The sequence below is a fragment of the Muribaculum intestinale genome (assembly GCF_002201515.1).
Classification (GTDB): domain Bacteria; phylum Bacteroidota; class Bacteroidia; order Bacteroidales; family Muribaculaceae; genus Muribaculum; species Muribaculum intestinale.
The window spans coordinates 2,174,640-2,196,564 of sequence record NZ_CP021421.1; the positions used below are offsets into that span (position 1 = coordinate 2,174,640).

20 protein-coding genes are annotated in these 21,925 nt (G+C 51.0%); 9 read left to right on the top strand and 11 right to left on the bottom strand.

The annotated features are described in order from the left end of the window. Window positions 1-365 precede the first annotated feature (365 nt). From uvrA to coaE, 5 genes are all read left to right on the top strand, one after another. Complete coding sequence (gene uvrA, locus ADH68_RS08705; RefSeq protein WP_068961149.1) at window positions 366-3,167, top strand: excinuclease ABC subunit UvrA; 2,802 nt, start codon at window positions 366-368, stop codon at window positions 3,165-3,167. A gap of 282 nt (window positions 3,168-3,449) precedes the next feature. Next, window positions 3,450-4,871, top strand: coding sequence for a transcription antitermination factor NusB (locus ADH68_RS08710; RefSeq protein WP_157755881.1), 1,422 nt, complete (start codon window positions 3,450-3,452; stop codon window positions 4,869-4,871). A gap of 157 nt (window positions 4,872-5,028) precedes the next feature. Then, on the top strand, window positions 5,029-5,355 hold the full coding sequence (gene yajC, locus ADH68_RS08715; RefSeq protein WP_068962090.1) for a preprotein translocase subunit YajC: 327 nt from the start codon (window positions 5,029-5,031) through the stop codon (window positions 5,353-5,355). A 69-nt stretch (window positions 5,356-5,424) separates the two neighbouring features. Beyond that, window positions 5,425-6,420 carry a YbbR-like domain-containing protein gene (locus ADH68_RS08720; RefSeq protein WP_068961148.1) on the top strand — a complete coding sequence of 332 codons (996 nt, stop codon included), beginning with the start codon at window positions 5,425-5,427 and terminating at the stop codon, window positions 6,418-6,420. Window positions 6,421-6,515: 95 nt separating this feature from the next. Then, complete coding sequence (gene coaE / locus ADH68_RS08725) at window positions 6,516-7,085, top strand: dephospho-CoA kinase (RefSeq protein WP_068961147.1); 570 nt, start codon at window positions 6,516-6,518, stop codon at window positions 7,083-7,085. 97 nt (window positions 7,086-7,182) lie between these two features. Here coaE and ADH68_RS08730 read toward each other — a convergent pair whose 3' ends face one another. From ADH68_RS08730 to ADH68_RS08740, 3 genes are all read right to left on the bottom strand, one after another. Continuing rightward, entirely contained in the window at window positions 7,183-7,806 is a 624-nt protein-coding gene (locus tag ADH68_RS08730; protein ID WP_068961146.1) for a hypothetical protein, read from the bottom strand. Window positions 7,807-7,829: 23 nt separating this feature from the next. After that, window positions 7,830-8,387, bottom strand: a complete 558-nt coding sequence (locus ADH68_RS08735) for a DUF4924 family protein (RefSeq protein WP_068961145.1) — start codon at window positions 8,385-8,387, stop codon at window positions 7,830-7,832. Between the two features lie 72 nt (window positions 8,388-8,459). Further along, the gene (locus ADH68_RS08740; protein ID WP_068961144.1) at window positions 8,460-8,855 is read right to left on the bottom strand and encodes a VOC family protein; all 396 of its coding nucleotides are present in this window, start codon (window positions 8,853-8,855) and stop codon (window positions 8,460-8,462) included. Between the two features lie 149 nt (window positions 8,856-9,004). Here ADH68_RS08740 and ADH68_RS08745 point away from each other — a divergent pair, with 149 nt between their 5' ends. The 3 genes from ADH68_RS08745 (at window position 9,005) to ADH68_RS08755 (ending at window position 14,759) form a co-directional block, all read left to right on the top strand. Then, on the top strand, window positions 9,005-10,204 hold the full coding sequence (locus tag ADH68_RS08745; protein WP_068959705.1) for an IS110 family RNA-guided transposase: 1,200 nt from the start codon (window positions 9,005-9,007) through the stop codon (window positions 10,202-10,204). Between the two features lie 482 nt (window positions 10,205-10,686). Continuing rightward, a complete protein-coding gene (locus tag ADH68_RS08750; RefSeq protein ID WP_084274068.1) occupies window positions 10,687-12,888 on the top strand; it encodes an alpha-galactosidase in 2,202 nt (733 codons plus the stop codon). A gap of 140 nt (window positions 12,889-13,028) precedes the next feature. Next, window positions 13,029-14,759: a bifunctional metallophosphatase/5'-nucleotidase gene (locus tag ADH68_RS08755; protein WP_068962089.1), complete on the top strand. Its 1,731-nt coding sequence runs from the start codon at window positions 13,029-13,031 to the stop codon at window positions 14,757-14,759. 79 nt (window positions 14,760-14,838) lie between these two features. On the opposite strand, the gene ADH68_RS08760 is transcribed toward ADH68_RS08755, so the two are convergent. From ADH68_RS08760 to ADH68_RS08795, 8 genes are all read right to left on the bottom strand, one after another. After that, complete coding sequence (locus ADH68_RS08760; protein WP_068961142.1) at window positions 14,839-15,792, bottom strand: glycosyltransferase family 2 protein; 954 nt, start codon at window positions 15,790-15,792, stop codon at window positions 14,839-14,841. 77 nt (window positions 15,793-15,869) lie between these two features. Beyond that, a complete protein-coding gene (gene proS / locus ADH68_RS08765) occupies window positions 15,870-17,351 on the bottom strand; it encodes a proline--tRNA ligase (RefSeq protein WP_068961141.1) in 1,482 nt (493 codons plus the stop codon). A 188-nt stretch (window positions 17,352-17,539) separates the two neighbouring features. After that, entirely contained in the window at window positions 17,540-17,695 is a 156-nt protein-coding gene (rpmH, locus tag ADH68_RS08770) for a 50S ribosomal protein L34 (RefSeq protein WP_068961140.1), read from the bottom strand. Between the two features lie 162 nt (window positions 17,696-17,857). Continuing rightward, window positions 17,858-18,514 (bottom strand): SprT family zinc-dependent metalloprotease, encoded by a 657-nt coding sequence (locus tag ADH68_RS08775; protein WP_068961139.1) that lies wholly within the window; start codon window positions 18,512-18,514, stop codon window positions 17,858-17,860. After that, window positions 18,511-18,936 (bottom strand): RNA-binding S4 domain-containing protein, encoded by a 426-nt coding sequence (locus ADH68_RS08780; protein ID WP_068962088.1) that lies wholly within the window; start codon window positions 18,934-18,936, stop codon window positions 18,511-18,513. Before ADH68_RS08780 ends, ADH68_RS08775 begins: the two co-directional genes overlap by 4 nt. Further along, a complete protein-coding gene (gene pth / locus ADH68_RS08785) occupies window positions 18,929-19,552 on the bottom strand; it encodes an aminoacyl-tRNA hydrolase (protein ID WP_068961138.1) in 624 nt (207 codons plus the stop codon). Before pth ends, ADH68_RS08780 begins: the two co-directional genes overlap by 8 nt. A 17-nt stretch (window positions 19,553-19,569) precedes the next feature. Continuing rightward, window positions 19,570-20,214 (bottom strand): 50S ribosomal protein L25, encoded by a 645-nt coding sequence (locus ADH68_RS08790; RefSeq protein WP_068961137.1) that lies wholly within the window; start codon window positions 20,212-20,214, stop codon window positions 19,570-19,572. Window positions 20,215-20,385: 171 nt separating this feature from the next. After that, the gene (locus tag ADH68_RS08795; protein WP_068961136.1) at window positions 20,386-20,994 is read right to left on the bottom strand and encodes a hypothetical protein; all 609 of its coding nucleotides are present in this window, start codon (window positions 20,992-20,994) and stop codon (window positions 20,386-20,388) included. 48 nt (window positions 20,995-21,042) lie between these two features. Between ADH68_RS08795 and ADH68_RS08800 the strand changes: the two genes are divergently transcribed. Then, window positions 21,043-21,849 (top strand): M48 family metallopeptidase, encoded by an 807-nt coding sequence (locus ADH68_RS08800; RefSeq protein ID WP_068961135.1) that lies wholly within the window; start codon window positions 21,043-21,045, stop codon window positions 21,847-21,849. Window positions 21,850-21,925 lie beyond the last annotated feature (76 nt).

Consider the following 21,925-nt stretch of genomic DNA (forward strand, 5'->3'; position numbering starts at 1 on the left):
GGGGCCCGCCATCAGACAGCTAAGCTTGTCTCGGTATTTCATTATTAATTGATGAGTTTCCCAATCTACTTTGATGTGGTGTTATCATCTTCGACATCTCAGACTCGGATATTGAAAAATTGCCTATCCAGAATGTCTGTAGAGTGTCATCAGGATCTCTTTCCCTTTGTCTTTATAACGCAAAGATAGTTCTTCTGGTTGAATCCTCCAAAAAAAATGCCGGAAAAATCCGGATGTATTCACGGATAAAAGGTGCGTCTGATTGTAGATGTGTATGGTTAACACTTTTTTGTAGAGGGTTAAGTTTTGTATATATCAGCGTTTGGCATGGAATTCGTACATTTGCAAGTTAATTTGAAAAGTCAATGTCTGAACGCAATATATTAATTCAAGGGGCAAGAGTCAACAATCTGAAGAATGTAAGCGTGGAGATTCCCCGCAATCGTCTGGTGGTTATAACCGGGGTGAGCGGTAGCGGAAAATCGAGTCTTGCATTCGATACCCTTTATGCCGAGGGGCAGCGACGGTATGTCGAGAGCCTGTCGGCTTATGCCCGTCAGTTTCTCGGCAAGATGGCCAAGCCTGAGGTCGATTTTATAAGAGGTCTGCCCCCTGCAATCGCCATTGAGCAGAAAGTGAATACCCGCAATCCGCGTTCTACGGTAGGCACTTCGACTGAGATATATGATTATATGCGTCTGCTTTTCGGTCGGGTAGGGCGCACTTATTCTCCGGTTTCAGGAGAGCAGGTGCGCAAGCATACTGTAAGCGATGTGCTCGCTGTCGCCGGTTCATATCCGGAGGGAACACGTGTTGCAGTTGCAGCACCGATTGTCCTTCCCGAAGGGCGAGCTTTGCGGCAGCAGCTCGAGATACTTATGAAAGGGGGATATTCGCGCCTCGTGACAGTGCCCGACGGACATTTTCTTGAAATAGAGGAGATACTCGCCGGGGACAGTTTGCCCGGGGCGTCCGACGGGCTTATGCTATTGATTGACCGTCTGGCTGTGGCCGGTGACGGTGATGAATTGAGTCGGCTGGCAGAGTCGGCTGAGACTGCGTTCTTCGAAGGACGTGACGAGATGGTGCTTCTTGTGTGGACTGACGAAGGGTTGAAGGAGCATAGATTTTCCAAGCGGTTCGAGGCCGACGGCATTACCTTCCGCGAGCCAAGCGAACTCATGTTTAATTTCAACAATCCATATGGGGCGTGTCCGGTATGCGAAGGATTTGGCAAGACTGTCGGCATTGATCCTGCGCTGGTGGTGCCCGACACCTCACTTTCGGTATATGACGACGCCGTGGTGTGCTGGCGCGGGGAGAAGATGAGCGAATGCAAGCGCGATTTGATACGTCTGGCTCCTCAGCTCGGATTTCCCATCCATAAGCCATATTGCGAGCTTACTCCCGACGAGCTTGATATCCTCTGGCATGGGCGCGGCAAGTTTTACGGTATCGACGGTTTCTTCAAGTGGGTCGACGAGAATCAGTATAAGATACAGTACCGTGTGATGAAAGCGCGCTATCGCGGTAAGACGGTATGTCCTGAATGTCATGGCTCAAGGCTTAAGCCTGACGCGTCGTATGTGAAAATCGGCGGCCGCACCATTATGGAACTTGTAAGCATGCCGGTTGCCGACCTTCGCCGTTGGTTTTCAGAACTGGTGCTTGACGATACAGAATCGCGTGTGGCCACAAGGTTGCTTACGGAAATCAACAGCCGCATCGGATTTTTGTGCGACGTAGGGCTCGGATATCTTACTCTCGACCGGTTGTCATCGACTCTGTCTGGTGGCGAGAGCCAGCGTATCAACCTTGCCACTTCGTTAGGTAGTAGCCTTGTCGGCTCTTTGTATATACTCGACGAACCGAGCATTGGACTGCATCCGCGCGACACGGCCAAACTTGTGGAAGTGCTCCGACGTCTTCAGATGATAGGTAACACGGTGGTAATCGTAGAACATGACGCCGATATCATGCGTGCGGCCGACTATCTTATTGATGTGGGACGCGATGCCGGACGCCTTGGCGGCAATATTGTATATCAGGGTCCTGTGAATCCACTACCGAAGGATTCTACCGATTCGTATACGGTAAAATATCTGCGCGGTGATTTGTCGGTGCCTCTCCCTGCGCAACGTCGCCGTTGGAAAGATTATATAGAAGTGGTCGGTGCACGTGAACATAATCTGAAAAATATTGATGTGCGTTTTCCGCTCGGGGTTATGACTGTAGTAACCGGAGTAAGCGGCAGCGGTAAGTCTACGCTTGTGCGCGATGTATTCTGGCGTGCCATGGTGCGTCGGCTCGGAGAAGCCGGCGACGCTCCGGGGCTTCACAAGGAGTTGCGTGGCGATTTGTCGCGCATAAAGGCAGTAGAGTTTGTCGACCAGGACCCTATCGGACGTTCGTCGCGAAGCAATGCCGCTACATACCTTAAGGCTTACGACGAGATACGCAAACTGTTTGCAGATCAGCAGGGTGCCAAGCAGATGGGATTTACTCCCGCTTTCTTCTCGTTCAATACTGAGGGCGGACGATGTGAGGAATGCAAGGGGGAGGGCACCATCACTATCGAGATGCAGTTTATGGCCGATATCGTCATCCCGTGTGAGACGTGTCATGGCCAGCGTTTCAAGCCGGAGATACTTGATATACGTTATCGCGGACAGAATATCAATGATGTGCTTGAAATGACTGTCAACCAGGCTATCGAATTTTTTGGCGAGGACGCAACTTCTCTTGCCAAGAAGATAGTAAAGCGTCTGAAACCGCTCCAGGATGTAGGACTGGGATATATCAAACTCGGTCAGTCATCCTCAACGCTTTCGGGAGGAGAGAACCAGCGTGTTAAACTTGCCTACTATCTCGCGCAGGAGAAGCCTGAGCCTACAATGTTTATATTCGACGAACCGACTACCGGACTGCATCTGAATGATATAAACAAACTGATGGACAGCTTCAATAGACTTATTGCGCAGGGACATACCGTATTGATTATAGAGCATAATCTTGATGTAATCAAGTGTGCCGACCATGTTATTGACATCGGTCCTGAAGGTGGCGACCTCGGTGGCAATGTAGTGGCCTCCGGCACTCCCGAGCAGATTGCGGCATGTGCCGGCAGTTATACAGGCAGGTATATCGCGCCTCTGCTCGTAAAGTAGACATACTATAATGTAATTCCTTGTAGCGGGTCATGACTTTGTACCGGCACATGCTTGATTGTGTATTTTTGTCGGTGACACTGAGCTACGGATGGGGCGCGATATTGGCGTGATTTGCGAATATTTCTATATTTTAACAAATCTTCATTTTTTCCGGGATAAAAGTAGGTTGGAGTGGAGAATGTTTTGTAACTTTGCAGCCGAAAAAAATTGAAAGAGTTCAGAATCGATAATTGAAAGAGTTCAAAAAAGCGAGTTATGATTAATAGAATACTCATCAGAATGAAGGTAGTACAAATGCTTTATTCCTACCTTCTTACACGAAGCCGATTTAATATTATCCCGGCACCCGACGCACCTTCACGCGACAAGCGCTTCGCCCACTCGCTATACAATGAACTCCTGTTGCTGCTTCTCGACAACTCGGGTTATCGCATAACATTCGACAGCGACAACATATTGCGCATAATTGCTCCCGAACGTTCGAAATCAGGACAGCCGTACACCCGCATTGCTGCCGCACTGTCAACCAACGATGAACTCCGTCCGATTATTACTGCGCAGCGTTCATGGATTGAAGCCTTGACTCCGCTGAGAGGAGTATACAGCGCCGCTCTGAAAGAATCGGCCATATTCAAGGAATACATGCGCAAGCGCACTCCGATGGAGATTGATGATGAAGCACGCCTGTGGAAGAATCTGATACGCACTGTGCTTCTGCGCGACAAGGGTATCGACACTCTGGTGCGTTCCAATCCCGACTTTACAATCAACGGCTACAACGAGGCTCTCAGAATGTTTGATGCCACGATTGACGATTATGCCGACGTGCGCTCTTCGCTGATAGATGCCCGCCGTTCGCTCGGCACATCGCTCGATAAGGCCTACGAACTTTATCATTCGCTCCTGCAGTTGATGATAGACCTGACGCATATACGCGAGATACAGATTGACGAGGCCAAGCATAAATATCTCCCAAGCCATGACGATCTCAACCCGAATATGAAATTTGTCGAGAATCAGTTTGTGCGCGCTATCGCTGAAAATGCCGATATGAAAGCATATCTTGAGGCTACCCCCATAAGCTGGATTGACGATCAGGTGACTCTGCGCCATCTGCTTGACAAAATCATGGAGTCGGAGATATACAAGGCTTACATGGCCGATCCGGTGAGCGATATGGAAAAAGACAGTGAGTTGTGGTACGCTCTTTTCAAGAATGTGATAGCCGACAGCGACGAGTTGGCCGAGGCTCTTGAGGCTCAGTCTGTATTCTGGAATGATGACCTGGCAATAATGGGCTCATTCGTTCTGAAGACTATACGTCGCTTCGCTCATGCCGGCGACGACCTGGAGAGTGTCAATCTGATGCCCAAGTTTAAGGATATTGAGGATGAGCGCTTCGGTCCGCGTCTTTTTGATGCGGCTGTGGCCCATCAGCAGGAGTACCGCGCTCTTATCGACTCGCGCCTTGAGGGTAGCACCTGGGATCCTGAGCGTCTCGCGTTCATGGATATAGTGATACTTGAGACTGCAATAGCCGAGCTACTTAACTTCCCCTCTATACCTACCGTTGTGACAGTTAATGAATATACCGAAATAGCCAACTACTATTCGACTGCAAAGAGCGGACAGTTTGTTACCGGCATGCTCTATGGTATAATCAATCAACTTAAGAGCGACGGCACACTGGTAAAGGAGTGACATCAAGGTCGGCATAATCCTGTGCCATTGTCGGGAATGTTGCGATGGTTTGAGTATTTTGCCTCAAAAAAGGCCTTGAGTGATGGTTTCTCGGCAAATATGTGTATATTTGCAGGAGAAGAAATTTAATAATAAATACAACAACGACTTTTTAAACATGATTTACAATCTAATAGCTCTCCAGGCTGCCGGCGGAAACGGTGCCGGAATAATGAATATCGGTCTAATTGTAATACTTTTCGCCGTATTCTATTTCTTTATGATACGTCCGCAGCAGAAGAAGCAGAAGGAGATTAAGAAATTCCGCGACGCACTTGCCAAGGGCGACAAGATTATTACTGCTGGTGGTATCTACGGAAAAATCCGCAATGTAGGCACTACTACTTTTGACGTAGAGATTTCCGAAGGCGTGCGCATTACAATCGACAAGAATTCGGTATATCCTTCTTCTCAGGAAATCACCGAGGCAACTGCTCAGAAATAATTCGGCCGTCGGTATTCCGGATGCGCCTAATTTGTAATCAACCCCCTCAGATATATCACTATAGCGAGGATGGCACTGACGGAAAAAATACGTAAAATAACAGACAGAATCCACCTTGCGGTCACGTCTTCACGTGGCCGTGAAGTGGGTCTGTTTCTTTTGTTTCTGGCCATTTCCTACATATTTTGGCTGCTTCTTACTCTTAACAATGAATCGCAGGACGACATTGATGTGCCCATAGCCATTGTCAATGTGCCCGACAGCGTTACATTTATTACCGACGTACCGCCTGTGATAAAGGCAAGTGTAAGAGACAAAGGGTCGATACTGATGCGTTACCGCTTCAACAACTCCAAGGTGATGAAAATCGATTGGGCGGAGTATGTGGGACGCACTGATGACAACCGTTTTCTGATGGGCCGGCAGGATCTCGGGGCGCGTCTGCGCGACTATTTCGGAAGTTCATCACAGATTGTTACCGTAGCGCCCGATTCGCTTAAACTTATATATACTACAAGTCCGGGCCGCAAAGTGGCTGTGCATGTCAATGCTGATGTGCGCCCGGCCCTTGGCAATATCGTAAACGGTCCGCTTACTATCAATACCGATTCGGTGACTTTATATTCTGTCACCGATATGCCACATTCGCTTACATCGGTCGAGACGATGCCAATCATACGCTCAAAACTTACCGATACTACTTCCGTATTGGTCAAGATAAAGCCTATCGACGGTGTGCGTATCATTCCCGACAATGTTACCGTAACCATACCTGTCGAGCCTCTTATCGCGCGCAGCCAGATGGCATCGGTTGTAGTCAAGAACATGCCCCATGGCTATGGACTGCTTACATTCCCGTCACAGATAGAGGTCAGCTATCTTATTCCGATGAGTGCATATAATACAGAGCCTTACGATATAAAGGCTTATGTTGATTTTGCCGATGCTCTGTCGGCTCCAACATCGAAGATTCCTGTTACAATGTCGCTCATGCCTGAACTGTACCGTGATGTGACCATTTCTCCCGACAGCGTCGAGTACATTGTAGAGCAGCGTCATCAGTAATGATGTCCCATTACTATTATCTCTTTGAAATCATACCTGTTATATAATCTTTAATACCATTTATTACAAACTCTTACTAAAACACTTATTACACCATGAAGATTACCGCAATTACCGGAGGAATCGGCAGCGGCAAGTCCGTAGTATCGGAAATGCTGCGCACGATGGGCTATCCTGTCTATGACTGTGACTCGCGGGCCAAAGTGATTATGGATGGCGATGAAGAAATTAAGCAGGCTATTGCCACACAGATATGCGGCGATGCCATAGATGCCGATGGAAATATCGACCGAAAGCGTCTTGGTGCTGTAGTTTTTGCCGATGCAATTTTGCTTGAGCTGCTCAACTCTATAGTGCATGGCGCCGTGCGTGCTGATTTTCGCCGGTGGGCAGAGTCGGCAGGCGTTGAGCGTGTATGGCTTGAGACTGCTCTGCTTTATGAGAGCCGTCTTGACAGACTTGTTGATGATGTATGGGAAGTGTCTGCTCCTGAAGAGTTGAAGATAAAGCGCGTGATGCGGCGTAACTCCATGACTGCCGAGCAGGTAAAGGCACGCATAGAGGCTCAGCAGCGTACTGCGCATCCCGAGAAACATCCATGTGTCAATCTTATTGTCAATGACGACGTGCAGCCACTCCTTCCGCAAGTGCTTGCTCTGCTCTGACCCTATCAAAAAAAATGTGGCGCTGTGTCAAAATCCCGTTGACACAGCGCTGTTTGTATCGGCACAGATGGGTGACGCAAGGCGCCTTGTATTGGTGTCATATGCCGGAGTTGTGTATTGACTCAATGGCTCTGGCTATATACTCTGCGGTTGGTGAGCTGATTTCTATTGACCGGCAGTCTACGCCGTCGTCGGTTGTGCCAAGGATTCTCGGCTGTATCTCGACAATGTCATGAGTGGTAAGCTCCTCCCTTAGAAAGTTGCATATCTCTTCCGATGTAAATACATCCTTGAGATTTTTACGTTCGGAGTGGAATCCTGCTCTTGAAAATGATATACGATAGAATGTAATCATTCTGTTTTCATCGAAATAAGGATTTACTTCATCGGGAAAAATGATAAAGAAAGAGCCGTCATCAAGAAACAGCCATAGACTGATCATCACGGTTGTATTTTCCGGCAATGATTTCAGCATTTCTACAGTAGAAGCATCCGGCAGATATAGCTCAAGGCTGTAAAGATTCCGTTTGTCAAAACTGACCTTTACCGGCAGGTGATATTCCTCCCCTGCAACCATGTTTAGCGGAGGAGTAAATGTCTTGTGGCATATTATGCCATCTTTGTCTGTCACTCCTGTCTGGTAAGGCTTGTCGGAAGTTACGACAAGGTCGTAATTTCGTTTGTCAATGCCTTTGCGTTTGAAGTAATCAAGGATGCTCATATTTGAATGCGGGTATTTGCGGGTTACTTTGTATCGGGGTTGTCAAACAGTTTGTCCTCCTGGTCGAGCTTGAAATAGCGGGCCAAAAGGGATAGGAATCGGGTTATGCCTGAGATGGCCGCGGATGTTTCTTTCGAGATTTCCTTACCTTGCAGACGCATCAGCAACGTGCCGTAGAGTGCGGCGAAGCATGTCTCGATTTCACCGAGTTTGTCATCGCCCTGGCGTGCTCGCAGTTCCACGATGTAGGGTAGCGTATGGTAGAAAGCCGACTGATAGTCGACAAACTTAGGGTCGGCCATTAGCTGACGATGCAGGTCGTCGAGTTGTATTATCACATTTTTGTTGAGTTGCAGATGGCCGTTTTTCTCTACACCCTCGCGCCGCATCATGTCGATAAGCGACTCATACCATTCTTCCATCTCTTTTTTCTTCTCGGGGGGGAGGTCGTAGAGGTCGATAATGGAAGAGCGTATTTTGTCTATATCGAGATTGTTGGCGCGGATTAGGTCCTCAATCTGCCACATATATAGCAGATATTCAGCTATGTTTTCTTTGCGTTTTTGCGATGCTGTGTACATGTCTGTGCTGTTTTCTTTTGTATAACAAATCTGCCTGGCGGTTTGTCGGCATATGCAAGGAATGGCCTTAGCCTATCTAAGGCGTTCGCAGAATTCAATCTTTTCGCCGTCAGGACCCTGTATGGTAAAGAACTTCACCCCCTTCTCCCCAAAAGGGAGCGAGCATACATGGCCTTCAATAGCATTGTATCCAAGAGCAGTCACATGTGTGAACAGTGTGTCGATATCGTGTACGTCAAGGGCCACATGGTCTATGGCTCCTGTTCTGTGAGTCGCATGGCGATTTTCATATATTTCCATCACAAGGTTGCCAAGTGACATGAATGCAACGCGCTCGTCGGCGGCTTCGTTGACGGTTTCATAAATAGGGGAGAATCCAATTGAACTGTAGAATGCCATGCTTCTGTCGATGTCATCGGTGGGCAGTCCTATATGCTGCACGCCTGTTATGTGGTCTCTGATATCCATATGGGTCGTTTTTGTCAAATTTACATAAAAACAGCGAGATTTCTACACCGGCAGAATAAAAACAAGGCTGACGCGCCGATTTCTGTCCCCTCCTGCGTGCTCTTAGTCACAATTTTAGTAATTTGGAGGAATAATTTAAATTCAATGGTATGGACAGAAACCGAACAGTCGCCGGCCTTGATGTCCACAAAGATAGCATTTATCTTTGTATTATGGGGCATGACGAGGCCATCATTTTCGAAAAAACCTATGGAGTTCTTACTCCCGACCTGCGCCAGATGTGTAATGATATGACAGCCCGGGGCGTAACCGAGGCCGCCATGGAGAGTACAGCTGTATATTGGGTGCCCGTATGGAACGAGCTTTGCGGGTCGATGGAACTCAAGCTTGTCAATCCTTATTTCATCAAACAGCTTCCGGGACGCAAGAGCGATATCAAGGATGCCCAGTGGATAGCCGAATGTTTGCTGAAGAATCTTATCAGAGGAAGTTTCGTTCCCGAGACAATAGTTCAGGACATGCGCAAGCTTAACCGCCGCATCATGGATCTCAACGAAGATCTGACCTACAACACCAACAAGCTTGATGCGGCCCTTCAGCGCTGCGGGTTCAGGCTGAGCAACTACGTGAGCCGGATAAAGGGGAAAAGCTATCAGTCGGTACTTTCCTGCATAATCGACGGTGAGCGTGATCCGGGAAAGCTGATCGCCAAGGTTCATGGCCGCACCATCAACAAGCATGGCCGCCAGACGATAATGGCGGCCGTCACAGGCTGCTTCTCGGATACAGATATTATCATCTTCAGGCAGACTAAGGCGGTCATAGACCTGATAGAGGCACAGATGGCGGAATGCCAGAAGGAACTCACCGCCCTGTGCGGGAAACACTTTCCCCAGCAGTACAGACGTCTTCAGACCATCCCCGGAGTCAAGGAACGCGCGGCCACGGCAATAATTGCGGAGACAGGGGTTGACATGAAGATGTTTGCAACAGCGGCATCTCTTGTCGGATGGTGCGGACTCAAACCGCGAAACGATGTCAGCAATGGTCGCTACAAAAGCAGAAAAGTGACGCACGGAAACAGATATCTCAGAGAAATACTGATTGAAATCGCATGGGTCGCATCAAGAACCCGGAACTGTTTCTTCTCAAATTTCAGCTACGTCCAGACCACGGTCAAGAAAAAGAGCAGGATGAAAATTCAGGTGGCCATCGCACGCAAGATACTCGTCGCCATATGGCACATGCTCTCCAAAGAGCAGGACTTCATCGACATCTACCTCAAAAGACTTGAGCAGCAGAGGCTCCTGGAGGAGCAACTCAAATCTTTCGAATCGAAAATGGCCTGAGGGCCATTCGACATACCTTCCGGTGCAATGTAATTAACTTTGTGGTGCATCGCAGCCCGGTTCGCAAATTTGCAATAGCATCGGAAGGAGTTGGATACCGGCATAAGCTAACCAAGCTTGTAGAGGAAAGTAGCAATCTTATATCTATATTCCGCTGTCTAATGACTGCCGGAACCCGTGTTTATGTACATTTGTCTCAGTTCTTGTCCGTTTATGGGGATATCACATTCTTATAAGGTAAATACGTTTTAGAGGAAAGTTAACAATACGTTGGCAACTCCCCAAATTTTTCCGATAAATTCAGTCTGCTTCAATGAAATGCCCTGTTTCATGGCGAAAATGGTTCGTTATGATATGAAAATGCAATGAAACCATTTGCGAAACATCTAAATAATTTTTAAATTTGCTTCCGAATGTGAATTAGAGCATGCTCTAAGTGATTGTCTACAACAATTCTAAACTATCAACCTTAAAGTAAATTTATGAACCTTAAGTTATCCATGGCATATGCCTCTCTCCTGGCACTGCCTATGCTCGGCTTGTCAGACATTTCTGCCGAGATTGTCCATGTGTCTACACCTGCCACATCGCTTGTGCTGAAGGCTGACAAGGGCAAGGAATTACGCTTCTACCACTACGGTGATAAATTAAGTGATGAGGATATCCGGTCGATGACGTCATCCGGCGCTCCGGCTGTAAACGCATATCCTCCTTATGGAATGAACACGCGTCGCGAGACAGCCGTGGCCGCCACCCATACCGACGGCAATATGACACTCGACCTTGTTGTCGACCGTGTGGAGCGTGAGGGAAATGTCACTTCGGTGAGTCTTAAAGACAAGTATTATCCCTTCTACGTGCGGCTCAATTACCGCACTTATCCGGAGACTGATATCATAGAAATGTGGAGTGATATATCACATGGCGAGAAGGGCGATGTGGTTCTTTCTGAATACGCTTCCGGATATATTGCCCTCCCTTACGGCGACGTATGGACCAGCAATCTGTATGGCGAATGGGCCAAGGAGGGCTGGCTTGAGGAGTTGCCTCTTCCACATGGCGTGAAGGTAGTCAAGTCGCGCGATCAGCTTCGTCCCAATCATGCCGCTCATGGCGAAATGATGTTCTCGCTCGACGGCAAGCCTCAGGAACGCAGTGGCCGCATAGTCGGCGCCGCTTTATGCTACCCCGGAGCGTTCAAGCTGCGCACGCTTAACGATAACAGCAATTGGATTCACTTCTTTGCCGGTATCAACGAGGAGCATTCTCCGTATCATCTGGCAAAGGGAGAGACATTCACTACTCCCGTCCTGGCCGTTACATACAGCAACAACGGTATGGGGCAGGTGAGCCGCAACTTCCACCGTTGGGGCCGTGATACCAAACTCGCCCATGGCGACAAGTTGCGCGATGTGCTGCTTAACTCATGGGAGGGTGTCTATTTCGACATAAAGGAGCACGAGATGGTGCAGATGATGGAGGATATTGCCTCTCTTGGCGGCGAACTGTTTGTGATGGACGACGGATGGTTTGGCCATAAATATCCCCGCGACAACAATCAGCAGGGGCTTGGCGACTGGGTGGTCGATACCAATAAACTCCCCAATGGCATAAAGGGACTGACCGGTGCTGCAAAGAAGTCGGGTGTAAAGTTCGGTATATGGATTGAGCCGGAGATGCTCGACGAGAAGAGTGAGCTTTATGAAAAGCATCCTGAGTATATTATCAAGGCGTCAAACCGTGCAAATATGCCCGGGCGCGGTAAAGCGCAGGTGGCGCTCGACCTGGCCAATCCGAAATGTCAGGATATAGTGTTCACCATAGTCGACACGCTAATGACAAAGTATCCGGAAATCGCCTACATAAAATGGGATGCAAACAACGCAATGGCAATACATGGCTCGCAGTATCTGTCGACCGACCGTCAGAGCCACAACAATATCGAGTACTGGCGTGGGCTTACGAAGACGCTCGACCGTATTCGTGCCAAGCATCCCGATGTAGTGATACAGGCGTGTTCAAGCGGTGGCGGACGTGTCAACTACGGCTATCTGCCATGGTTTGACGAGTATTGGACCAGCGACAATACCGATGCTCTGCAGCGTGTATATATCCAGTGGGGCACAAGCTATTTCTTCCCTGCGATAGGTATGGGCAGCCATATCAGCGCCGCGCCCAATCATCAGACCGGACGGCGTACTTCGTTGAAATACCGTACCGACGTGGCCATGGCCGGACGTCTCGGCATGGAGCTTCAGCCTAAGGATATGACCGTTGCTGAAAAGGAGCAGACACGTCGTGCCATAGCCGACTATAAAGCCATACGTCCTGTGGTGCAACTCGGCGACCTGTATCGTCTCCAGTCGCCCTTCGACAAGAAGGGAGTGGCATCACTGATGTATGTGTCACCCGACAAGAAGCAGGCTGCTTTCTTCTGGTGGAAGACCGAGTCGATGGCTGCCGAGCAGCTCCACCGCGTACCTATGGATGGCCTCGACCCCGATAAAATCTATCGTGTTAAGGAGCTTAACCGCATCGACAACAAAGCGCTCCCGTTTGAGGGCAAGACTTTCAGCGGACGTGCTCTCATGTCAAACGGTCTGCCGATGCCGGCGTTCCACAGTGTAGATAAAGCTGATGCCACCGACTTCTCTTCGCGTGTGTTGGTGCTTGAGGCTCTGTGATTTTTTGTCTGTCTCATCAAAATTCGATATTTTTGCATGGAAGTGGCGTCCATACCGTCCGCTTCCATGCAATTTTTATAAGCTACCGATTAATGTGCCGGCTGCATGTAGCGATGTATGCCGGTGATGAAATTTTAATTATGAGAAGAATCTCTATACTTGCCATGGCTGCGCTTTGCGGAGCCACTCTTTTTGCCGAAGATGTAAAGTTGCGAATGCTTCAGACAAGCGACGTGCACGGCAATTTCTATCCCTACAATTTTATTACCGGAGAGCCATCCGACGGCAGTTTGGCGCGTGTGGCCTCTGCCGTCAGAGACGTGCGCAGCCGGATGGGCGACGATGCTGTCATCGTTGTCGACAACGGCGATATACTTCAGGGGCAGCCTACAGTATATTATTATAATTATGTCGATACCGTTTCTCCCCATATTGCAGCTCGTATGCTCGACTTTATAGGATACGACGCCGGCACAATCGGCAACCACGACGTAGAGACGGGACGCAAGGTGATGGACCGCTGGGCCGCGGAGTGCTCAATGCCTGTGCTCGGCGCCAATGTAATAAATACCGCTACAGGCGAACCTCACTTCCGCCCATATACCGTAATCAATCGCAAGGGTATAAAGATTGCCGTGCTCGGAATGATTACCCCCGGCATACCGGCGTGGTTGCCCGAGGTATTGTGGCAAGGGCTCCGTTTTGACGACATGGAGGAGACTGCCCGCAAATGGGTGCCAGTAATCATGGAGCGCGAGTATCCCGATGTGCTTGTCGGTCTGTTCCACTCGGGTCAGGCCGGCAATATTCTTGTAAACTACAAGGAGAATGCATCGCTCGAGGTGGCTCAGCGGGTGCCTGGGTTCGATGTTGTACTCATGGGACACGACCACCGCACTGAAAACAAATGGACTGTAAATGTCGACGGTGACAGCGTATTGGTGATGAATCCGGCCAACAATGCCGTGCACCTTGTGGATGTCGAGATGACTTTCAGTGTCGACAGCCTCGGACATGTTGTCGGCAAAAAAATCGACGGACATATCTCCGACATGGATTCTTATGAGCCAGACAGTCTGTTTATGGCAGAATTCGCACCGCAGATGGCTACGATAAAGGAGTATGTCGACACTCCTATCGGTACTATGACACGAGGTATAACCACTCGCAACGCCTACTTCGGACCGTCGGCGTTTGTCGACCTCATACATGAACTTCAGCTCGGCATTACAGGCGCTGACGTATCGTTTGTGGCGCCGCTGAGCTACGATGCGTCTATTCCTGCGGGAGAGATTACCGTAAGCGACATGTTCAATCTCTACAAGTATGAGAACATGCTGTATGTAATGGACCTAACCGGAGAGGAGATAAAGAATTATCTGGAACGCTCATACGGATTGTGGACACAGCAGATGAAATCGGCCGATGACCACATGATGCTGTTCAGCGACGGTACGCGCAGTGGCGACCAGACCCACTCCAAACTGAAAAACGCAAGCTACAATTTCGACTCTGCCGCGGGCATAATATACGAGGTCGATGTTACCCGACCCGAAGGCGAGAAGATTACCATACTCCGTATGGCCGACGGGCGTCCGTTTGACCTTGCACAGCATTATAAAGTGGCTCTAAACTCCTATAGGGGCAACGGGGGCGGCGAACTGCTGACCAAGGGTGCCGGCATCCCGCACTCCGAGTTGCCGTCGCGTATCATCAGTGCTACCGACCGCGATCTCCGCCACTATCTCACCGAATATATCCGTGAACACGGCAAAGTAAATCCTCGTCCGCTCAACCAATGGAAGTTCGTGCCTGAAAAGCTGGCACGCCAGGCAGCCAAGCGCGACAGAGCCATCATGTTCGGCAAGTAACAGCAAAACGCCGCACTACCGGTTTTTTCGGTGTGCGGCGTTGTTATTTTGTCGAGTATGACTCGGTGCTATATGGAGGTTAGAGCAAGCGGTCGCGGATGGCGTAGCGCGGACGATGCTTTACTTCGGTATATATTTTGCCTACATACTCACCTACTATGCCGATGGCCATTAATGTAAGGGAGCCGAGAAACCATATGGAGATAATCAGCGACGTCCAGCCCGAGATTGTGCTGTGGGAGAAGTAGCTTGCGAATACCCAGATTGCTACCGCGATGTCGATAATCAGCAGTATGAGGCCTACGACAAAAATAATGCGTATCGGCTTGGATGAGAACGACGTGATGCCGTCGACTGAGAAGCTGAGCATCTTGGCGAGCGGATATTTCGACTCGCCGGCCACACGTTCGTGGCGCTCGTAGGTCACAATCGCCGTGTCAAGGCCGAGCTGTGGTATTATGCCTCGCAGAAACAGGTTGCTTTCGCCATATTCCGACAGCAGGTCGAGAGCCCTGGCGCTCAGCAGACGGTAATCGGCATGGTCGTAGACGGTGTCGAGGCCCATATGGTGCTGCAGTGAATAGAAAGCGTGTGCGGTCGAACGCTTGAACCATGTGTCTGTGGCACGGCTTGAGCGCACTCCGTACACAATCTCTTTGCCGAGACGAAACTCCTCTACCATGCGTACTATTGCTTCCGGGTCGTCCTGCAGGTCGGCGTCAATCGATATGGCTGCATCGCACATATCGCGTACTGCCATCAGTCCGGCAAGCAGGGCGTACTGGTGCCCGCGGTTGTGGGCGAGCGATATGCCTTTGATGCGCGTGTCGTCGGAGTGAAGCTGTTCGATTACCTGCCATGTGCCGTCGCGGCTTCCGTCGTTGCTGCACATTATGAAGCTGTCGAGGGCCACAAGACCGTCGGCGGCCATGCGGTCGAGCAGAGAGAGTATGCGTGCCGATGTAATCGGGAGCGCTTCTTCCTCGTTGTAGCATGGGATTACGATTGCGATACGCGGCAGTGGAGATGACATGGCTCGGATATTTAGAAAGTGGAATGCTTATGTAGAGGGATGCATCCCTCTACATAAGCATTGTATGTCGGTAAAAATCAATAGTTGCGGGCGAAAATCACACGGCGTGCCGAAGGCTTGCCGGTGTAGATACAAGTGCCGGGAGTGGTGTCGCCGTCGAAGGGGATACAGCGTATGGTGGCCTTTGTCTCTTCCTTGATTTTCTCTTCAGTCTCGGTTGTTCCGTCCCAGTGTGCGAGCAGGAATCCGCCCTTCTCGATTTCGGTCTTGAATTCCTCCCAGGTGTCGACGGGGCGTGTCATGCTCTCGCGGAGGCGGAGTGCCTTGTTGTAGATACCCTGCTGAATCTCTTCAAGAAGTGTGGCAACATATTCGGCGATGCCTTCGAGGGGTGCGGAGTGCTTCTCGAGTGTGTCGCGGCGCATTATCTCGACAGTGCCTTCCTCGATGTCGCGTGCGCCGATGGCGAGACGTACGGGGATACCCTTTAGCTCGTAGTCGGCAAACTTGAATCCCGGACGGCGGTTTTCGGCGTCGTCATACTTGACACTGATGCCGAGCTCGCGCAGACGGTTGATGATGGGGTCGACATGTGCCGAGATGGCGGCGAGCTGGTCGGCGTTCTTGTAGATGGGGATTATCACTACCTGGATGGGGGCGATGTGGGGAGGGAGCACAAGGCCGTTGTCGTCGGAGTGGGTCATGATGAGTGCGCCCATAAGGCGGGTAGATACTCCCCATGATGTGGCCCATACGTATTCGGGCTTGTTCTCCTTGTTGACGAAGGTCACGTCGAACGCCTTGGCGAAGTTTTGGCCGAGGAAGTGGGAGGTGCCCGACTGGAGAGCCTTTCCGTCCTGCATCATGGCCTCGATGGTGTAGGTGTTGATGGCGCCGGCAAAGCGTTCGTTGGCGCTCTTCACGCCTTTTACCACAGGCACGGCAAGATACTTCTCGGCGAAATCAGCGTATACGTCGAGCATCTGGATAGCGCGAGCCTCGGCCTCTTCGGAAGTGGCGTGGGCTGTGTGGCCCTCCTGCCAGAGGAATTCAGCGGTGCGGAGGAACATGCGTGTACGCATCTCCCAGCGCAATACGTTGCACCACTGGTTGCAGAGGATAGGAAGGTCGCGGTATGAATTGATCCAGTTGCGGTAGGTGTTCCAGATGATTGTCTCGGAAGTGGGGCGGATGATTAACTCCTCTTCGAGGCGTGCCTCGGGGTCGACCACTACTCCCGAGCCGTCGGGTGCGTTCATGAGACGGTGGTGTGTCACTACGGCACATTCCTTGGCAAATCCCTCGACATGTTCGGCCTCACGGGAGAGGAACGATTTGGGGATAAGCAGGGGGAAGTATGCGTTGCGCACGTCGGTGGCCTTGAACATGTCGTCGAGATAGCGCTGCATCTTTTCCCAGATGGCGTAGCCGTAGGGTTTGATTACCATGCAGCCGCGCACTGCGCTCTGTTCGGCCAAATCGGCCTTGACCACCAGTTCGTTGTACCATTTTGAGTAGTCCTCACTGCGCTTGGTGAGGTTTTTCAGTTCTTTTGCCATTGCAGGTATATGATTTTTTGTTCTTTTCTTATAGATGTGTTGACACCTGCAAATTTACGAAAAAATGTGGTAACAGACAGACTTACCGAGCAACTTATCGTGACGTTCATCACGTGTACATATACATAAAGCACGGCAATCGGTTAATTGCCGTGCTTTGATGAGTTTACTTATGTAAGAGAGGGATATTATTTGCGGGCGATGGTATCGCTTACGGTGAGGTGGACGCGACCCTTGGCACGACGACGTGCGAGGACCTTGCGACCGTTGGGAGTGGACATACGTTCACGGAAACCGTGCTTGTTTACTCTCTTGCGGTTGGAGGGCTGGAATGTTCTCTTCATTGCAGTATAATGTTTTGTTGTTATTAATCAAGGTGTCACGGCATGCGCATAATGCGGGCTGTGGTAAATCGCGTGCAAAATTACGCAAAACATTTATATTTTGCAAATGTTGCGTTAAATTCCGTGCGCGAAAAATTTTGCGGGCGTGATGTCTGCTGTCAATCAGGATGATGACGACATAATCAGCCTGTCGGAGGAGATGGTAAATCCGCGTGCTCCGGCGAGTGCCGCCTTAAGGCATCCTGGGTCGGTAATGTATAGCTTGGGCTTAAGTGCGGAGGGGAAACGTGAGAAATATCCGTCAGATGATACGTACCACCGGCAGTTGACCGCGCCGAAGAGCCGCGGAATGTCGCGGTACATGGCGGCAAGGCGCGAACGTACCGGCACGACTATGCCTGTACGTCCGTCGGGTAGCTCCATCACTCCGACGAAACGGGGCTTTCGGCTTGCTTCGGGCGTGGCCGAAAGCCGGATGGAGATATTGCGTCCGTGTGTGCGGTTGATTTCATCCATCATGGCGCGAAACGCCGGGCCGTGGGGAGTCTCACGCGGTCCGTAGAGGTCAATCCAGTAGTGAATCATCTCATGGATTATCACATCGTCGAGGGCATCGGGCTCAAGGTCGAAGGCACTGCTTATGCTTATCGAGCGCGTGTGGACTATGCCTGATCGGCTACGCGACGTGCGGTGGGAGAAGCTCCCTGCACGTGTGGCGGCGGAACTTACGCGCAGCGGTATGCGCGGCAGTCGGCCCCCGAATATCCGCTCATTAAACCTGTTGAACCGGTCGCACAGTATCGGCAGAGTGACGGTCATTCGTCGTCGGAATCGAAGTCAAAATCAAAGTCCCAGCCGTCGTCCATGGCTTCCTCTTTGAATCGCGACAGCTCGCGGCCTTCGCGTTTGGTAGGTCGACCGAGGCCCTTGCGGCGGTCGATGAATCCGCTTATCTTCACTACCTCGAGCAGGTCGAGTTCCGACTGAGGGGTGATGTTTTCAAGATAGTCGGGCACGAGCCGGGCGCCGAGTCGGTTGGCGGTGAGTGCTTTCACTCGGAAAGAGTAGGTGACGGGCGGCTTTCGCACGCTTATCACGTCGCCCTCCTTCACTGTCCTCGACGGTTTTACGGCAACTCCACCCATCAGCACCCGGCCCTTCTTGCAGGCATCGGTGGCGATGGTGCGGGTCTTGAATATTCGGGTCGCCCACATCCATTTGTCAATCCGTTCTTCAGTCAGTGGCATTGTTGTCAGTGTTTTTTGAGGTGGCCGTCCCCTTGGCCGGGGCCGGGCCGTTATTGTTGAAGTTGCACATGGCAAACTGTATGCCGCTCAGACAGAACGCCTTGATGGCATCGCACGCTATCTCGATGCGCTGTGGCAACTCCTCGCGCTGTGCGGGGGTGAAGCGGCCGAGCACGTAGTCTATCTGGCATCCGCGGGGAAAGTCGTTGCCTATGCCGAAGCGCAGACGCGGGTAGGCGGCCGACCCAAGCATCTGGGCGATGTTCTTCAGGCCGTTGTGGCCCGCATCGGAGCCCGACGGCTTAAGGCGTATAGCTCCGAAGGGGAGGGCTATGTCGTCGACGAGCACGAGTATGTGGTTGTTGTCGATACCTTCCTTCTCCTTCCAGTAGCGCACGGCATTGCCCGAGAGGTTCATGTAGGTCGACGGCTTCACGAGCGTCAGCAGTTTGTTTTTCAGACGCATGTGGGCCACGTCGCCATAGCGGTCGGTGGTAAAAGAAATATTGGATGCCTCGGCAAAGGCATCCAATATCATAAATCCTATGTTGTGGCGGGTTCCACGGTATTCGTCGCCGATGTTGCCCAGCCCTACAATCAGGTATTTCATTGGCAGTAACCGGATGATTATGCCTTGGCAGCGGCACCACGTGCGGCACGTGTGAGCTGTACGGCGCAGACAACGGCGTTCTTGGCGTTGACGAGCTCGAGGCCTTCGAAGTGGAGTTCGCCTACCTGGAGGGTCTTGCCGAGGCCGAGGTTGTCGATGTTGATTACCACGCGTTCGGGTATCTGGGTGTAGGGAGCCTTTACTTTGAGCTTCTTCATAGAGAGCTGGAGCTTACCACCGGCTTTCACACCTTCGGCGTGGCCTTCGAGCTTCACGGGTACTTCAACTACCACAGGCTTGTTTTCGTTAACCTCGAGGAGGTCGATGTGGAGCACGGTGTCCTTTACGGGGTGGAACTGTACTTCGCGGAGCACTGCATTGCGCTTCTCACCGTTTACTTCGAGCTCAATAGCGAATACGTCGGGAGTATAGAGGAGCTTGCGCACGTCGTCGTTATTTACTACGATATCGGTAGTGATGATGCCTTTGCCGTTGCCGATCTCCACGAGCTTTTCACCGGGCTTGAGAGCTGTGGTGTAGGGGAGGGTAACGATTTCGCCGCCATTGAGGACAGCGGGGATGAGGCCCTCGGCGCGGAGGGTCTTGGCAGCCTTCTTGCCGAGGTCGGTACGGGGCTGTGCCGCAAGATTGTAAGTCTTCATTTTGTTGGAATAAAAAATTGTGTTACTCAAAATTAGAGCTTTCTAATTTCCCATCACACGGGGATGCTAAAAAGCGGTGCAAAGGTAGTGATTTCGGGCGAATTATCAAAATGCAGACGCGAAATTCTGTATAATTCCGCATGGCGATTGTCTAATGGATTGTCTGTGAGGCTATCGGCGCGGTATCCGATAGCTCGACTGAGGGATGTCCATCGGCGCTCCGTGGCGTATTATCACCGGAAATCCCAGCAGCCCGGCCTCGGTGTCAAGGCTGAGTGTGTCGCCGGTGTGTATGCGGCGAAAGAGGTCGTTTTTCAGCGATATGGCTTTGGTCTTGCCTGAGCCGACAAACCGCACATCGATGTAGTATACCTTGTAGGGCTCTCCACGGCCATACACACGGCGCGATATGCGCTTCGTGCGGTGGCGCGTCTCGGAGTAGCGTCGCTCCACCACCACAGTCTCCTTGTGGAGAGTGGTACTGTCGGCGAAAGCGTAGTTGCATACATAGAATGCGGCCATCACCACCCCTGTGGCCGTTACGGTGTGGCATGCGAGGTTAAACCACATCGAGTCGCTCTGCGAGAGCCGGTTCCAGAGCCTCCACATGCGGCTTCCCGACAGCAGGGCTATTATCAGAGCGCCACCGAATGGCACCCAGGCGTTGACCACAGTCTCGCCGTATATCCCCATCGAGGCCCCGTAGGCAGCCATCGTCAGCAGTATTATCAGACCGATTAAAATATAGCGTCCGAAAGAACGCATTTTCGTTTTGCACATGACAGTAGTTATTTATATCTTTGTTCACAAATTTAAAACTTTTTTGAGATGAAAAAAACGGCAATTAAATTTTTATTATCGTTCATGTGCGTGGCTGCAGCAGTGCCCGCGTCGGCTCAGTTCAATCTTAAAAAGGCTATCGGCGGTGCTACCAAAGCCGTACAGGCCGCTACACTTACCGATGCCCAGATGGCTGAGTATGTAAAGGAATCGGTCGACTGGATGGACAAGAACAATCCCGTCACTCCCGACGACAATCCATACACCATCCGCCTGAAGAAACTTACCGAGGGTATCACTGAAGCCGACGGTATACCATTGAATTTCAAGGTATACGATGTAATCGACGTGAACGCTTTCGCATGCCCCGACGGCAGTGTGCGTGTGTTCTCATCGCTGATGGACATTATGAGCGACGACGAACTGCTCGGCATCATCGGTCATGAAATCGGTCATGTGATGAAGCATCACTCGAAGAACGCTTTCCGCACTCAGCTGCTTACCGACGCACTGAAGGACGGTATCGCCTCGACAGGCGGCAAGGCTGCCGCTCTTACCGAATCGCAGCTCGGCACTCTCGGCTCGGGACTTATCAACGCCAAGTTCTCGCAGAAGCAGGAGAATGAGGCCGACAACTGCGGCTATGATTTTCTCGTGTCGAAGGGCAAGAATCCCTGGGGCATGGTGATGGCTTTCGAGAAGTTCCTCAAGATGGAGGGTGAGAATGGCGGCAAGTCGTCGTATGTGTCTAAGATGTTCTCTTCGCACCCCGAGACTCAGGCCCGTATTGACAAGATGACAAAGCGTTGTCAGGCCGACGGCTTCCAGCGTCCCGCCGCCGAGAAGAGTAAGTAATCGCATCGGCTGTTGCGACAGACAGATACCATAATAATAGGGCCACCCGGTCGGGTGGCCCTATTATTATGGTCGA